The 16,481-nt window shown below is 44.9% G+C and carries 15 protein-coding genes; 14 read left to right on the top strand and 1 reads right to left on the bottom strand.

What is annotated here, in order from left to right; genetic code table 11:
• Nucleotides 1-42: 42 nt before the first annotated feature.
• The 12 genes from KCX82_RS03490 to KCX82_RS03435 all read left to right on the top strand — a co-directional run bounded on the left by KCX82_RS03490 (nt 43) and on the right by KCX82_RS03435 (nt 13,690).
• Nucleotides 43-1,200, top strand: a complete 1,158-nt coding sequence (locus KCX82_RS03490) for an acyl-CoA dehydrogenase family protein (RefSeq protein WP_227017054.1) — start codon at nt 43-45, stop codon at nt 1,198-1,200.
• Between the two features lie 183 nt (nt 1,201-1,383).
• Nucleotides 1,384-2,526: an acyl-CoA dehydrogenase gene (locus KCX82_RS03485; RefSeq protein WP_227017061.1), complete on the top strand. Its 1,143-nt coding sequence runs from the start codon at nt 1,384-1,386 to the stop codon at nt 2,524-2,526.
• Between the two features lie 29 nt (nt 2,527-2,555).
• Nucleotides 2,556-3,329 (top strand): electron transfer flavoprotein subunit beta/FixA family protein, encoded by a 774-nt coding sequence (locus KCX82_RS03480; RefSeq protein WP_227017060.1) that lies wholly within the window; start codon nt 2,556-2,558, stop codon nt 3,327-3,329.
• Between the two features lie 15 nt (nt 3,330-3,344).
• Complete coding sequence (locus tag KCX82_RS03475; RefSeq protein WP_227017059.1) at nt 3,345-4,328, top strand: electron transfer flavoprotein subunit alpha/FixB family protein; 984 nt, start codon at nt 3,345-3,347, stop codon at nt 4,326-4,328.
• Between the two features lie 96 nt (nt 4,329-4,424).
• Nucleotides 4,425-5,231, top strand: a complete 807-nt coding sequence (locus KCX82_RS03470) for a DUF6125 family protein (protein ID WP_227017058.1) — start codon at nt 4,425-4,427, stop codon at nt 5,229-5,231.
• Nucleotides 5,232-5,447: 216 nt separating this feature from the next.
• Nucleotides 5,448-5,591, top strand: a complete 144-nt coding sequence (locus KCX82_RS03465) for a hypothetical protein (protein WP_227017057.1) — start codon at nt 5,448-5,450, stop codon at nt 5,589-5,591.
• 9 nt (nt 5,592-5,600) lie between these two features.
• Complete coding sequence (locus tag KCX82_RS03460) at nt 5,601-6,803, top strand: sodium ion-translocating decarboxylase subunit beta (protein ID WP_227017056.1); 1,203 nt, start codon at nt 5,601-5,603, stop codon at nt 6,801-6,803.
• Nucleotides 6,804-7,172: 369 nt separating this feature from the next.
• Nucleotides 7,173-7,382 (top strand): acetyl-CoA carboxylase biotin carboxyl carrier protein subunit, encoded by a 210-nt coding sequence (locus tag KCX82_RS03455; RefSeq protein ID WP_227017055.1) that lies wholly within the window; start codon nt 7,173-7,175, stop codon nt 7,380-7,382.
• Between the two features lie 135 nt (nt 7,383-7,517).
• Complete coding sequence (locus KCX82_RS03450) at nt 7,518-8,675, top strand: acyl-CoA dehydrogenase family protein (protein ID WP_227017054.1); 1,158 nt, start codon at nt 7,518-7,520, stop codon at nt 8,673-8,675.
• A gap of 156 nt (nt 8,676-8,831) precedes the next feature.
• The gene (locus tag KCX82_RS03445) at nt 8,832-10,574 is read left to right on the top strand and encodes an acyl-CoA carboxylase subunit beta (protein WP_227017053.1); all 1,743 of its coding nucleotides are present in this window, start codon (nt 8,832-8,834) and stop codon (nt 10,572-10,574) included.
• A gap of 176 nt (nt 10,575-10,750) precedes the next feature.
• Nucleotides 10,751-12,862 (top strand): sigma-54-dependent Fis family transcriptional regulator, encoded by a 2,112-nt coding sequence (locus tag KCX82_RS03440; protein ID WP_227017052.1) that lies wholly within the window; start codon nt 10,751-10,753, stop codon nt 12,860-12,862.
• Nucleotides 12,863-12,880: 18 nt separating this feature from the next.
• On the top strand, nt 12,881-13,690 hold the full coding sequence (locus KCX82_RS03435) for an EFR1 family ferrodoxin (RefSeq protein WP_227017051.1): 810 nt from the start codon (nt 12,881-12,883) through the stop codon (nt 13,688-13,690).
• A 79-nt stretch (nt 13,691-13,769) separates the two neighbouring features.
• Here KCX82_RS03435 and mreB read toward each other — a convergent pair whose 3' ends face one another.
• Nucleotides 13,770-14,792, bottom strand: a complete 1,023-nt coding sequence (mreB, locus tag KCX82_RS03430; protein ID WP_227017050.1) for a rod shape-determining protein — start codon at nt 14,790-14,792, stop codon at nt 13,770-13,772.
• A 207-nt stretch (nt 14,793-14,999) separates the two neighbouring features.
• On the opposite strand from mreB, the gene KCX82_RS03425 reads away from it, so the two are divergent.
• Both KCX82_RS03425 and KCX82_RS03420 read left to right on the top strand, forming a co-directional pair.
• Complete coding sequence (locus KCX82_RS03425) at nt 15,000-15,638, top strand: LemA family protein (protein WP_227017049.1); 639 nt, start codon at nt 15,000-15,002, stop codon at nt 15,636-15,638.
• Nucleotides 15,639-15,918: 280 nt separating this feature from the next.
• Nucleotides 15,919-16,329, top strand: a complete 411-nt coding sequence (locus KCX82_RS03420) for a thioesterase family protein (RefSeq protein WP_227017048.1) — start codon at nt 15,919-15,921, stop codon at nt 16,327-16,329.
• Nucleotides 16,330-16,481 lie beyond the last annotated feature (152 nt).

Below are 16,481 nucleotides of genomic sequence, written 5' to 3'. Positions count from 1 at the left end.
TTTGACACTGAATAAAAAAATGATGTAAGAGGAGGTTTCGTAATGGATTTTGGATTGACGGAAGAACAAAAAATGGTTCAGGACATGGCCCGCAACTTTGCTGAAAAGGAAATTGCACCCTATGTTGAAGAGGATGAGGAAAACCACTATTATCGCAGAGAGATCCTGACGAAAATGGGAGAGTTAGGCCTTTTAGGGTGGAGTATACCGGAGGAATACGGCGGTAACGGCATGGGCTGGATGGAAGCGGTAACGGCACTGTATGAAATTGCCAAAGTTCATACAGCCTGGAGATTGAGCATCAGCGGTAACTGCTGGGGACCTGCTATGACCATCAATGAATGGGGAACAGAAGAGCAGAAGCAGAAGTACATACCCGATCTGGTAAGCGGAAAAGCAGTAGGCAGCTTTGCCATGACGGAAGCAAACTCCGGCTCTGATGTAGGCAGCATGAAGACCTTCGCAGCAGACAAGGGTGATCACTGGCTGCTCAACGGCTCGAAAATGTGGATATCAGGTGGTCATGCCAGTGATTTGGGACTGGTCTATGCGGTGACCACAGAGGGCGGAGGACCCAAGGGGCTGTCCTGCTTTATCATCGACTATAATAACACGCCGGGAATTACCAGAATCCCCATCACCAAGAAAGTGGGCATGTGGACGGCACCCACTTCAGAAATCGTATTTGAGAATGCAATGGTTCCCAAGGAAAACCTGCTGGGTCCAGTGAATAAAGGGTTCCAGATCTGCATGTGGATGCTGAATAACACCCGTATGGGCTGTGCAACAGGTGCTGCAGCATTGTCGGCAGCCTGTCTGGAAGGTTCGGTCAACTATGCAAACGAAAGGACACAGTTCGGTCAGCAGATCGGAAAGTTCCAGATGATTCAGCAGCAGATCGCCGAAATGAAGCTGGAAGACGACGCAGCCAAGTACCTGGTATACAGGGCTGCATGGCTGAAAGAAAATAAGCTGCCCAGCCAGCAGGCAACATCCATGGCAAAATTGTTCGGCTGCAACGCTGCCGTACATGCAGCCAACATGGCGATGAAAATCTACGGTTCCTATGGTTATTCCACGGAATATCCCTGCGGCAGATGGCTGCGTGATGCCAAACAGTTCGAGACGCTGGAAGGAACCTCCAACATACATATGGGGATTGTCGCGGGAATCGAGCTAGGTTATCAGCCAAACAGATAGCAGGCAGCCGACCGGCCAAACAGATAGCAGGCAGCCGACCGGCCAAACACAGCCCAGGTAACCGGCCGACCGGCCAAAAGCGCTGGTAATCGGCAGGTAAAACAGATAATCGACGGCCGAGCTTTCAAGGGAAAGTGCGGGCATTTGATGAAAATTAAAATTTTATAAAGAGGAGTATGAGATATGAATTTTGATTTAAATGAAGACCACATGATGATGCGTAAAATGGTACGCAGCTTTGCTGAAGAAGAATGTGCACCGGGAATGGAAGAGCGCGACGAGAATGAAGAATTTCCGATGGATCTATGGAAACAATGCGGTGAGCTTGGCCTTACCGGAGTTACCTTCCCGGAAGAATACTGCGGCGTAGGAGCGGACTATATCTCTTATGCGATTACTGTTGAAGAGCTGTCCCGTGTGGACCCATCCTTAGGGGTTACTATTTCTGCCCATTCCAGCCTATGCGCCAACCCGATCTATCTCTTCGGAACGGAAGAGCAAAAGCAGAAATATCTGGTTCCTCTGGCCACCGGTGAAAAGATGGGGGCGTTCGGCCTGACCGAATCCATGGCCGGTTCCGATGCATCCGGAACCCGTACAACCGCAGTTCGTGACGGAGATGATTATATCATAAACGGTTCTAAGATTTTCATTACCAACGGTTACTATGCGGATACCTACGTCATCACAGCTCAAATGGATAAGAGCAAAGGCAATAAAGGTATAGCAGCCTTCATTCTGGAAAAAGGAACCCCCGGATTCACTTTCGGCAAAAAAGAAAAAAAGATGGGAATTCGTTCTTCCGCCACTTATGAGCTGGTTTTTGAAAATGTCCGTATCCCGAAAGAAAATTTGCTTGGAGAAGAAGGCCAGGGATTTAAAATTGCAATGGTGACCCTTGATTACGGGAGAATCGGTATTGCGGCTCAAGCTTTGGGAATTGCACAAGGGGCCTACGAGCAGGCGCTGAAATACTCAAAAGAAAGAGCCCAGTTCGGGAAGACCCTTTCGGAATTTCAGGTGACCCAATTTAAACTGGCCGACATGGCGCTGCAGATTGAAGCTGCCCGTCTTCTCCTGTATCAGGCTTGTTATCTGGCTACGGAACACAGACCTGTTTCAAAACATTCTGCCATGGCTAAGGTATTTGCAGCTGAGACAGCAAACAAGGTAGCTACCCAGGCAGTTCAAATATTAGGCGGATATGGTTATACACGTGATTACCCTGTGGAAAGAATGATGCGTGATGCCAAGATTACGGAAATCTATGAAGGCACCAGCGAGATACAACGCATTGTTATCGCGGCGAATATCCTGAAAGATTGATAGATTGGAGTAAGTAAGGAGGAAATCGTATGAATATTGTCGTTTGTCTGAAACAAACCTTTGATACGGAAGCGAAAATCGTATTGGACAGCAAAGGTAACATTGATGGTAATGGAGTAAATTTAATCATGAACCCTTACGACGAATTTGCTGTTGAAGAGGCACTGAAGCTGAAAGAAAAGTTCGGCGGAGAAGTCACCCTGATCAGCATGGGAAACGAGCGGGTTCAGGAAGCCCTAAGGACCGCACTGGCCATGGGCTGCGACAAGGCTGTTCTGGTAAATGATCCTGCCCTGGATAGTCCCGATGAATGGGTCACCGCCGAGATACTGGCAAAAGTGGCCTCTCAGATGCCCTATGACATTATTTTGGCAGGGCGCATAGCCGTTGACGACGGATCCAGCCAGGTGGCGGTCCGATTGGCTGATGCTTTAAAAATTCCTTCCGTCAGCTGCATCCTGAAACTTGAAGTGGAAGATAACAAGGCAACGGTAACACGGGAAATAGACGGCGGAACCGAAGTGATCGAAGTTAGCCTGCCGGCAGTCCTGACGGCTCAGAAAGGCTTGAACGTACCCCGTTATCCGACCATGCCCGGGATTATGAAAGCCAAGAAAAAAGAAATAAAAGTTTTGTCCCTGTCAGATCTGGGATTGAATGCTTCCGATCTGCAGAGAAAAATGAGCATCACAAAATTCAGTTTACCGAGCCCTCGCAAGGGAGGCAAACAGATTTCCGGTGAAGCGGCGGATGCTGCAAGAGAATTAGCCCGTCTCTTGCGTGAAGAGGCAAAGGTTATTTAGAGAGGAGGAATTCATATGGCAAAAGGAATTTGGATTGTTGTTGAACAAAGTAAATTGGAAATACGCAAGGTTTCTCTAGAGCTTCTGAGCCAGGGACGTATTATAGCCGACAAAACGGGAGAGCCGCTGGTAGCAGTCATTTTGGGAAAGGGTGTGGCAGAACTCGCAGGAGAGGTCATTCCCTACGGAGCGGATAAGGTCATACTCGTTGATAATGAGAAATTAGCCGATTATACGACTGGCGCTTATACCTCAGTACTGAATCAATTAATCCGGAAGGAAGAACCCCAAGCTGTTCTGCTTGGAAACACGGCTGTCGGAAAAGATCTTGCACCCCGTCTGGCCCAGCGTCTGGGGGTAGGCATGGCCTCCGACTGCACAGGAATAGAAATAGATGATGCCAGCTTCCTGTCCTTTAAACGCCCGATCTATGGCGGAAAAGCTTTTGCAGAGGTGGTTTCGGAAGTCAGGCCGGTACTGGCCACAATTAGGCCGAATACCTTCCCGCTGGCACAGCCGGATGCATCCCGCCAGGCAGAAGTGGTCACCGAAACTGCGGCGATCGATCCTGAAGATCTCAGAGCAATCGTTAAGGAAATCGCTATTGCGACTTCACAACGTCCTGAACTGATCGAAGCAAATATCATCATATCCGGCGGGCGTGGCATGAAAGGGCCGGAAAATTACTGCATCCTGGAAGCATGTGCCGATGTCCTGGGCGCAGCGGTAGGAGCATCACGTGCAGCGGTAGACGCGGGTTGGATTGAGCAGAAGTTCCAGGTTGGGCAAACGGGAAAAACGGTTTCGCCTACCCTTTATATAGCATGCGGAATATCCGGAGCGATTCAGCATCTGGCAGGAATGGGATCTTCAAAAGTAATTGTGGCAATCAATAAAGACCCTGAGGCGAACATCTTTAATCTGGCAGATTACAGCATTGTAGGAGATCTTTTTGAAATCATCCCTCTATTGACCGAAGAATTCAAGAAGCTCTCCTGAGAAAGGGAAATTGCCCGATTCGGCATAGAATCGTACGATAACGCGGAGCGGAAACCCTCTCCGCGTTTTTAAAGATGATACGGGGGGAGATATTCCATGGAGCGTCAACTACATAATACTGAAGAGACTGACCAGAGCGTCGGCAAGGCTGCTCAGGCTGCTGAAAAAGCAGATCAAATTACCGGAGAAGCTGATCGGAAAGAGCTTGCCCGGCTTGCCGTTGATATGCTGCACAGGACGATGGTACATCACATCTTCTGGTTCAAGGAAGTAGAGCATCAGATGGGATTTGAAAAAGCCCTTGAAATCATGGGAACGGCGTATGAAAGAAGCCTGGGGATTCAATTGAACCGTTTGGGTAAACTGCTTGGTTTCGAGCTTAGTGACGGAATTCCCGAACCGCTTTTGAACTTACCGCAAGAAAAGCTTGAAAAACTCATCGAAGGTCTGGCAGTAAACTGGCTGGCCGGAGATGGCGTCTGGTTCCAGACGGTAGAGTCCAGGCACGGTATGCTTGAGGCAAAAAGGTGCAACGATTCCTGTTGGGCATGGTTTTCCCCCTTTGAGGCATGGTCTGTAAAGAGACTTCTAAACCTTCCGGAACAATCGGGAATCGAGGGACTGAAAAAAGCGCTGCAGCTGCGCATGTACGCCAAAATCAATGTTCAGACCATTATCGATGAAAGTCCGAACAGCATACTATTCCAGATGAACGATTGCCGGGTACAAGCAGCCAGAAAAAAGAAGGGAATGGATGACTACCCCTGCAAATCGGCAGGAATGGTCGAGTATACCAACTTCGCACGAGCCATTGATTCCAGAATCAAAACTGAGTGTATAGGATGCCCTCCCGATGCGCATCCGGAAGAGTGGTTCTGCGCTTGGCGGTTTTACATAGAGTAAAGGCCGCGGTTATAGAAACTCAAGAAATATCGGTGAGGGCGAAAGCCTGAAATGATAATCAAATGAAGTAAGGAGTGAGGAATACAATGATTGAATTGACACCGTTGAATCTGGTAATAGGAGCAGGAGTGGCTTTATTCATTGCGTTTGTTTTTATCTATAACATAAGAAAAGAACTCAAGTAGATTTTTTAAGATATGGAAAGGAAAAAGAGTTATGAAAGAATCCATTCTGATTGCGTTAGAAGTTTATTTCATTGGATTTGTTATTTCGATACTCATTGCAGCTTTAATTAAGGGAATGCAGGCCGTGCTGCGGCGTGTGGCCCGGGGAAAAGAAATGATAGATGAAGGAAAGTGAGGTGTCGATATGAATTTATCCTTTTTATTTCAAGGTTTTGGAACTCTTTTTTATCAAGAACCTAAAATTGCCATTGCCAGGGTAGTATTAATTGCCATTGGTATACTTTTGGTATATTTGGGAAAAAAAGGCACTTTGGAACCCTTGATCATGATCCCTATGGGTTTTGGAATGTCAGCCGTAAATGCAGGTGTTTTGTTTTTCTCGGCTGCGAAAACCGGAACTCTTTTTGTAGATCCACTTGTTTCTGATACCGACGGATTGATGGGAGTCCTTCAAATTGATTTTCTGCAGCCGATTTATACCTTTGCATTCGGCAATAGTCTGATCGCTTGCATTGTATTTATGGGCGTCGGTGTTCTGGCAGATGTGGGCAATGTCCTGCGTTATCCGTTTACCAGCATGCTTATCGCTTTATTTGCTGAACTGGGTACAATCGTCACGTTCCCTATTGCAACTGCAATGGGACTGAATTACGGTGAAGCCGCCGCTATCTCCATTGTAGGTACCGCTGATGGACCAATGGTACTTTTTACTTCGTTGATGCTGGCACCGGAACTTTTTGTTCCTATCACCGTGATTGCCTATCTCTATTTAAGCTTGACCTACGGAGGATATCCATTCCTCGTACGGCTGATGATTCCAAAGGAAATGAGAGGTATTGCCGTAAAAACTTCTAAAAAGAACGATATATCATCGGGACAGAAAATTGCCTTTGATATCATTGCATGCACTCTTTTAAGCTTGTTGTTCCCAGTGGCCGGGCCGTTATTTTTAAGCTTCTTCCTGGGTAATGCCATAAAGGAATCCGGCATAATCAAGTATTCACAACTGATTGAGGATGTTTTTCTCTACACGGCCACATTTTTCTTAGGCCTGATGCTTGGTGTGCTTTGTGAAGCAAGCACCATCATGAATCCTAAAGTCTTAATTCTTCTGGTACTCGGAATTATTGCACTTACCCTTTCCGGGGTTGGCGGAATTATTGGCGGCTATATTGTCTATCTGATCAATCATAAGAAATTCAATCCGGTCATCGGAATCGCAGGAGTATCCTGTGTTCCATCAACAGCGAAAATAGCCCAGCATGAAGCTGCCAACATCAATAAACGTGTTGTAATCTTGCAGTATGCCATGGGGGCAAGCATCTGCGGCGTCATAACTTCGGCGATCCTCACAGGCATTTATGTTACACTGATCCCGTTACTTTAGACATGAGCTTAAATCGTAAGAACACGGAAAAATGAAAAACGGCAGAACAATTCATCGTGCATCTGCCGTTTTTTAGATCTTTAAGCACCGTACAGTTGTATGAGAAACCGGACAGTTCAAGAAGATACCGGACAGTTCAGGAAGAAACCGGACAACAAATTGAATCCGACATCATTATTTAGAACGATAAAAATCCATTGATATATCTGGTTTAAGGACTGAAAACGTTGCAGGAAGAGCATTCTGCGGTTCTGATAAAATTCATAACCAAATATCAAAGTCAAATATTGAATTCTCATGATTGTGGCATAGTTTTTGCGATTCATATCATTAGGTTACTATTTTTTAATCAATTAGGAGGTACATATAATGGCGGAATTAACAAGCCCAATAGCAGGCAAGGTTCAGGAAATCAATGCGAAGGTAGGTCAGATGATCACCGAAGATGATGAAGTATTCATCGTGGAAGCATTGAAGATGGAAACCGTAGTGTACGGAGAACCCGGTGTGGTAAAAGAAATTTTAGTCAACGTCGGCGACCGAGTTGAAGAAGACCAGCTGCTGGCGGTAATTGAATAGGGGAATACCCCCGGCCCGGGAAGGATTCAACCGGACATTGGCCTCGATCCGGATGACAGCCTGGTGCCGGGGGACTGACCTTAAAATGATATCTTTGACACTGAATAAAAAAATGATGTAAGAGGAGGTTTCGTAATGGATTTTGGATTGACGGAAGAACAAAAAATGGTTCAGGACATGGCCCGCAACTTTGCTGAAAAGGAAATTGCACCCTATGTTGAAGAGGATGAGGAAAACCACTATTATCGCAGAGAGATCCTGACGAAAATGGGAGAGTTAGGCCTTTTAGGGTGGAGTATACCGGAGGAATACGGCGGTAACGGCATGGGCTGGATGGAAGCGGTAACGGCACTGTATGAAATTGCCAAAGTTCATACAGCCTGGAGATTGAGCATCAGCGGTAACTGCTGGGGACCTGCTATGACCATCAATGAATGGGGAACAGAAGAGCAGAAGCAGAAGTACATACCCGATCTGGTAAGCGGAAAAGCAGTAGGCAGCTTTGCCATGACGGAAGCAAACTCCGGCTCTGATGTAGGCAGCATGAAGACCTTCGCAGCAGACAAGGGTGATCACTGGCTGCTCAACGGCTCGAAAATGTGGATATCAGGTGGTCATGCCAGTGATTTGGGACTGGTCTATGCGGTGACCACAGAGGGCGGAGGACCCAAGGGGCTGTCCTGCTTTATCATCGACTATAATAACACGCCGGGAATTACCAGAATCCCCATCACCAAGAAAGTGGGCATGTGGACGGCACCCACTTCAGAAATCGTATTTGAGAATGCAATGGTTCCCAAGGAAAACCTGCTGGGTCCAGTGAATAAAGGGTTCCAGATCTGCATGTGGATGCTGAATAACACCCGTATGGGCTGTGCAACAGGTGCTGCAGCATTGTCGGCAGCCTGTCTGGAAGGTTCGGTCAACTATGCAAACGAAAGGACACAGTTCGGTCAGCAGATCGGAAAGTTCCAGATGATTCAGCAGCAGATCGCCGAAATGAAGCTGGAAGACGACGCAGCCAAGTACCTGGTATACAGGGCTGCATGGCTGAAAGAAAATAAGCTGCCCAGCCAGCAGGCAACATCCATGGCAAAATTGTTCGGCTGCAACGCTGCCGTACATGCAGCCAACATGGCGATGAAAATCTACGGTTCCTATGGTTATTCCACGGAATATCCCTGCGGCAGATGGCTGCGTGATGCCAAACAGTTCGAGACGCTGGAAGGAACCTCCAACATACATATGGGGATTGTCGCGGGAATCGAGCTAGGTTATCAGCCAAACAGATAGCAGGCAGCCGACCGGCCAAACAGATAGCAGGCAGCCGACCGGCCAAACACAGCCCAGGTAACCGGCCGACCGGCCAAAAGCGCTGGTAATCGGCAGGTAAAACAGATAATCGACGGAACTTATCTGTAAAGATACTATATTGAAAGGAGAATGAAAATGTCAGAATACGGATATCCTTTACATCCCTATTTTAAAGAAATGCCGGGTATTGGCAGTGATTTGCCCCGTACTTTAAAGAAGAATATCGAGGAGATGCAGGAGCAGGAAGCGATTATTGCTAAAGAAGTGGAACGGGTAAAAAATAACGGCAAAGCTACAGAAGCTATGAATGAAAAGGGTGAGTGGACGGCGTGGCAGCGTCTGGAATATCTGGTGGATCCAGGAACCTGGTGCCCATTGCATACGATCTATGATCCTTTGGGAAATGAAGAAGGCAATACCGGCGTTATTGACGGATTGGGCAAAATCGCAGGCAAATGGGCTATTATTATCGCGTCTAATAATAAAGTTATGGCAGGAGCCTGGCTTTCCGGCCAGGCAGACAACGTTCTGCGGGTTACCGATATCGCCAAGAGACTCCATCTGCCTCTGGTATGGGTGCTGAACTGCAGCGGTGCCAAGCTGATGGAACAGGAAAGGCTTTACCCGAATCGAAGAGGCAGCGGCACACCATTTTTCCGGCATGCCGAACTCCAGAAACTTGGCATTCCCATTATTGTCGGCATATACGGAACCAACCCGGCAGGGGGGGGTTATCATGCAATAAGCCCAACCATATTGATCGGACATAAAAAATGTAATATGGCGGTTGGCGGGGCGGGTATCGTCAGTGGTATGGCTCCGAAAGGATATATCGACGATGAAGTCGCCGATGCCTTGATTGAGCAGACCAAAAAGTTCAAAGCAACGCCTCCGGGCAGGGTAGAGATCCATCACAATGGAACCGGGTTTATAAGAGACGTTTGTGATACGGAAGAGGAAGTTCTGGATGATATCAAACGGTATATGAGTACACTGCCGGCCTATGACCCGCAGTTCTTCAGGGTTGCGGAACCTGTTGAACCGAAATTCTCCGCATCGGATCTTTACAGTCTGGTACCGCTCAACCAAAAACGTACCTATTCCATGCACGAAGTACTGGCACGGCTTTTTGACAACAGTGAGCATATGGAGTTCAGACCTGATTACGGACCGGAAATGTACTGCGGCCTGGCCAAAATAGACGGCTTCCTGTGCGGATTTGTAGCCAACAACCAGGGAGGACTGGGATCTGGTTATCCTCAATATGCGGATTACGAGGGAATCGGCGGAAAGCTGTACCGAGAAGGACTCATTAAGATGAATGAATTCGTGACTTTGTGCGGACGTGACCGCATCCCTATGATCTGGGTGCAGGATACAACCGGTATTGACGTAGGCGACACAGCGGAAAAAGCGGAGATGCTGGGTCTTGGAATGGCGTTGATTTATTCTATCGAGCAATCGGATAATCCGATGATGACCATTGTTTTACGAAAGGGCACAGCGGCAGCCCACTATGTACTGGGCGGTCCTCAGGCCAACAACAATAATGCATTTACTCTTGGAACTGCCGCTACCGAAATTTATGTCATGCATGGCGAAACAGCCGCCGCGGCATCCTATGCACGCCGACTGGTAAAAGATCAGGAGGAAGGAAAGCCTTTGGATGCTACCATTGAAAAAATGAATGATATCATTCAACAATACAATGACAAATCCAGACCAGCTTATTGTGCTAAAAAGGGATTTGTTGACGAGATCGTAGATCTTCCAAATCTGAGAAATTACTGTAAGGCCTTTGTAGGATCCTACTATCAGAATCCGAAGACCATCTGCGCAGTTCATCAAATGCTGACTCCCAGGGTGATCAAGGGCTAGCCGGAAGCGGAACTCCGGCTGATAACAATGTTTTACTGCTGGATCCCCTTCGTCTTGACGAAGGGGAGACTTTCATTTTATACTATAACAAGAATAAAAATGAAACAGTACTAATTATGGATAAGTGTATTATAAGAATTACATAAGAATCAGCCGCGATGAAAGGAAGGAGAAAAATGGATCATTCCAATTCTTTAAATCCTACTGCATGGTTAACCGTAGGACAGATGATGAATAAAAATTTTCAGGTTCTGCATCTTGGAGACACTTTACGAACAGTTGTCGAGTACTACCAGAAATACAAGATTAATACACTTCCAGTAGTTGATGAAAATGAAAAGTTAATAGGTGTATTTCCTAAAAAAAGACTGTTTAAGGCATTGTTGGAAGGTGCCGGTCTGGATGCTCCCTGCAAAACATATATGGTTGATAATCCGGTTTTTATCACAGTCGACAGAACCTATGACGAGTACTCGCTTGTAGTCAGAGTGACAAAAAGCCGGGTTGACAATGTGGTTGTCCTTGATAGTTCCAATAAAGTGGTTGGTATGATTGGAACAGCAGAATATCTTCGTGAAAGCCTGAATGTGATTATGGCCTCATCTGCACTCCTTGAGTCCCTGTTCAGAGTCAATAATGAGGGCATTATCATTATTGACAGGGAAGGTTACATACTACGGATAAATCCTGCTGCCGAAAGAATGTTCCAACTGAACTTTACCGAAGTAAAAGGAAAACCCCTGAAAGAGGTTCTTCCTGAGATTATGATTTCCGATGAATTACATATTGGATTAAAAAGAACTGTAAAATCTCTGCCTGTTATTATCAACCAGGTTCCGATCATTGAAAATGATGAACAGATCGGTTCCAGTTTTGCATTCCTGGACATTTCCGATATGGAAAAAATCGCTCAGGAACTGGAAATTGTAAAGGAATTGCAGACTACTATCGATGGCGTTCTCAGCGCTTCTTCCGACGGGGTCTTCGTATCCGATATTTCAGGTGCCATTAAATATGTGAACGAAAGGGCTTGCCAGCTGGTTTCCCAGACGCCGGAGCAAATTATCGGCAATCCGATACAAAGCATTCTTCAAACAAACAGTCCTATCAAAATAACCAAATCAGGGTCTGCCGAAGTAGACTCCTGTGATATCTATGGGAAAAAATGTATTGTCTCACACATCCCATTTAAAAAAAGCACGAAGCAGGATGCTGAAATTACCGGTATCGTAAGCACCGTATATCTGAATGACAATGTGGTGACAGAGGAAATCGCCAGAAAATGGTTCTATTTAAATCAGCAGGTGCAATATTACCGCGATGAACTGGAAAAACGCAATGGAAATTGCAACCGGTTTGATCAAATCGTCACCAACAATTCGGAATTTAAAAAAATCAAGAAAGAGGCACAATTTATTGCACGAAGCAGCTCCACAGTTCTGTTAACCGGAGAAAGCGGAGTCGGTAAAGATATGTTTGCACGGGGTATTCACGAAGCAAGCCCCCGGGCAAAACGTCCCTTTGTGAAAGTCAACTGTGTGTCCATCCCGGAAACATTATTTGAATCCGAACTCTTTGGATATGCCCCGGGTTCTTTTACGGGTGCGCTGAAAAACGGAAAACCGGGTTATTTTGAAAGAGCCCATCTGGGAACGATTTTTTTGGATGAAATCGGCGATATGCCGTTATCGATACAGGCAAAGCTGCTGCAGGTACTGCAGGAAAAGGAGTTTATGCGCGTGGGAGGGACTACGAAGCAAACCGTAGATGTGAGAATTATTGCAGCTACCAATCGGGATTTACGGGAAGCCATCGTCAAAAAAACCTTCAGAGAAGACCTTTTCTATCGTCTCAATGTCATCGAATTCCACCTGCCGCCCCTTAGAGAGCGAGCCGAAGATATTACTGCGCTGGCCGAGTCGTTCATTGAAAAATACAACCATATTTTGGGTTCAAGAGTAACGGGGATCAACGAACAGGCAAGGAAAGCCCTGCAGGATTATTCCTGGCCCGGCAATATCCGGGAACTTGAAAATGCCATCGAACGTGCGGCCAATTATGTGTGGGAGGGTGAAATCGGGATTGAAAACCTGCCCGGACAAATTATACAGTTAGAGCATAAACCAACGGTTGCCTCCGCCTATCGCAGTTCACTGGTCGATTTCGAGAAGGAGATGCTGCTGGACGTTCTGAAAAAAACCAACGGAAACAGGAGTGCGGCGGCACGAATGCTTAACTTGAGCAGATCTGCCTTTTATGACAGACTGGCTAAATATAATCTAAAATAAGGAAGAAGTGATAATCAGATGAATGTAAATGCCGTATATTTCAGCCCAACGGAAACAACAAAGAAAATCGTAGAAGGTATTGCACAGAAAATAGTTAGAATTTTATCTGAAAATACCTATTATATCAATGATTTTACACTGAAGAATGCAAGAGACGAAGCTCTATCTTTTCATGAAAAAGATCTTGTTATTGTTGGTGTTCCTGTTTATGCTGGAAGGGTTCCCAATGTACTGCTGAACTATTTGAACTCGATGAGAGGAAACGGTGCTATGGCAGTTTGTGTTGTTGTCTATGGAAATCGAAATTATGATGACGCTTTAATTGAACTGAGAGACATCATAAAAGAGGATGGATTTCAAGTAATTGCCGCCGGTGCATTCGTCGGAGAACACTCATTTTCGAAAATCCTGGCTATGGGCAGGCCTGATGAAAAAGATATGGCTGTTGTTGACCGGTTTGCGGATCAGATCTGCAAAAAACTGGCGGAAGGTTCTGTTCATGATACGATAACAGTTCAGGGAAATGAACCTTACAGAAAATACTATATGCCCAGGGACAAAGCCGGAAACCCTGTTGATATCAGGAAAGTGACACCCAGAACAAATATAAACTGTAAAAACTGCAGGATATGTGCGAATATCTGTCCAATGGGCTCCATAGATCCCGTTCAACCTTCGAAATTAAACGGCATTTGCATTAAATGCGGCGCCTGCATCAAAAAGTGTCCCTTTGGAGCGAAGTATTATGACGATCCGGACTATCTGAGGCATCAATATGAGCTGGAGGAAGAATTTTCGGATCGAAGAGAACCGGAATTGTTTATTTGATATTATGAATGAAAGGGGGAAAGTGTTACCTTTCCCCTTATTAGATACGGATCTAATATCTTAAAACAGACCTCATGTCTTATCTAAATTCTCTTCTCTGATTTAATTGGTTTTTCTCAAGCACATGAATAGAATTCAGGGCTTTTCCTGTGCCCATTGCCACACAAGATTTAGGATCGTCAGCTACGACCACTTTTATGCCCGTACTTTTTTCAATCCTTTTATCGATGCCGTAGAGAAGTGCTCCGCCGCCGCTGATGACAATACCTCTGTCGTTAATATCAGCCGACAGCTCAGGCGGTGTTCGTTCCAGAACTTCATGAACAGCTCCGCAGATAACCTGTACGGATTCCTCCAGCGCTTCCCGTATTTCAGCAGATGTAATGTTGACGGATTTTGGCAAACCGGAAACCAAATCTCTTCCTTTGCATTCCTTTACAATCTCTTCTTCTCTTTGGTACGCACAGCCAAGGGACATTTTTATTTCTTCGGCAGTACGTTCCCCGATGCAGAGGTTGTGCTCCTTGCGTATGTATTTCATAATTGCTTCATCGAAGTTATCACCGGCTACCTTTACTAAAGTGCTTGTCACAATTCCGCCAAGGGAAATTACAGCAACGTCAGTGGTGCCGCCGCCGATGTCAATGATCATAACTCCGTCGGGTTTTGCAATATCTATACCTGCACCCATTGCAGCGGCAACAGGCTCTTCTATCAGATATACAGCTTTGCCCCCGGCTTGCGTAGCAGCTTCCTTGATGGCCTTTTTATCTACTTCCGTTACTCCGCTGGGAACGCTAACGATGATTCTCGGCTTAGAAAACCTGCTGTTTCCGCAAATCTTTCTGATGTAATATTTCAGCATCCTTTCGGTTATGCTGTAATTGGAAATAACGCCGTCTCTTAATGGTCTGACGGTGATGATGTTGCCTGGCGTTCTGCCAAGCATCTGTCTTGCTTCTTCCCCGACGGCAAGTATGTCGTCTGTGTCTGAATTTATTGCAACTACCGATGGTTCGTTTATCACTACACCTTTCCCTTTTAGATAGACCAAAATATTCGCTGTCCCGAGATCGATCCCCACGTCATTTGTAAATCCCATTGAATACCTCCTGTCTTATAAAGAACTCTGAAACTTTGTAATACCATTTTACCACGGTCAACGGATATTTTTCAGAACCAATATTAACCAATGCATGAAAGGGAATAAACCCAGGAAAGGTGACACATTTTACTGTTTAAATGCTTTTATCCTATGGATAATTATGGTATATTAGAATCTAAGCATCAAAATACTTGGAGGTAAAGTATGAATTTAAAAAGAATTAAGGAAAGAACCTATGCCAGAAAACTCCTGTCATTTATTGTAGGTTTGATTATCGGTTGGGTTTTCTATTTGTTTATTTTCGCAGTATTTACGGAAGGAGACCAGGAGATACCTGATAAATTTGTGTATCTTTCCATGATTTTATCCTTCTTCACAATGGTGATTTACAGTATTTTCAGTGATTTCAATTATTTGAAGAGATTACAGCTGACTACGAGCGCACTGTATAACAACATGAGTTTTTATAAAAAACGGGAAAAAGAGCTGCTGACAAAATCTGAGGGAATTATATCAAAATTTTTAAATCACGAAAGTGACATTCAAAAAACAGTGGCAATGTCGAGAGCGGGAAACCCGGAGTTTAACTATAATACGGAATTAGGTTCTTTGTCGGACTTGAAGGTGACCATTGAAAAATATCCCGACTTGAAAGCAGATAAACATATAACGAATGCCCTTGCTCAGATTGAGGAATCACAAAACATCATATTAAATTCAAAATTAATGTATAATGACTATGTTACTTATTATAATTCCGCCATAATCAGTTTCCCTGCAGTTTTATTTTCAGGGTTTTGGGATTTAACTCCTATGGAATTTTACGCAGATCTTGATGATTAACAGAAACTTTAAGTTTAATATTTAACGAAAATAACCTTCGGATTGGAGACAGAAACACATCGGAGGTTATTTTTTATTGGTATCTAAAGAATAAAAAAGTTAAAATATTAACAAACTCATCTGTACTTCCATATTTGAACATGATATAATTGTACAAATTATGCATTTAATATGCATATGAATGGGTAAAGTATAGATAATCATATTAGGCAAGCATGTAAAAAGAAATATATAAACTAGACAAAACGAAAGAGTTTACAAATCAAGGGAGGCAAAAAACATGATTCAACACAGTATTAAAGAAGGTCTTACAACAACTTACAAAAGGGAAACAACTGTTTCAGACAGCGTCACCAGTTCCGAAACCATGGCGCTTGATTTTCTGCTATCAACTCCGGCGGTGCTTTCGATGATTATCGAAGCTTCAAGCAGAATGCTTGATCCTCTGGTTCCGGCAGAATATATCACTGTGGGAAAGAACATAGAATTATCCCATGAACATCCGACGATTATCGGATCCACCGTGTCACTTGTGCTAAAAGTGATAAACGTAGAAAAAAATACGATTGTGGTTACAATTGAAGGGCATGATGATGAGGGGATTTTCTGCAGAGGAAAACACGAGAGAGCCATCGTCAGCCGAGCCAAGTTACTGGAGATCGCTTACAAGAGATCCCCTAATTCGCTTTAAACATTTCTCTATAGAACCTAACCGGTAAGGTATCGGGAACCCTTCATTTAGTTAACAATGCTAAATCGGGGGTTTTTCCATTTTTTGTATAAAGTTATGTCGGTTTAAGTCGAAATATAGTAAGTGGTTTTAACGTCGATAACAAATTCAGA

Origin of the sequence: Sinanaerobacter chloroacetimidivorans, from assembly GCF_018128545.1 — a bacterium.
In the GTDB taxonomy this organism is placed as follows: domain Bacteria; phylum Bacillota; class Clostridia; order Peptostreptococcales; family Anaerovoracaceae; genus Sinanaerobacter; species Sinanaerobacter chloroacetimidivorans.
This window is presented reverse-complemented; position numbering and strand designations above follow the sequence as displayed.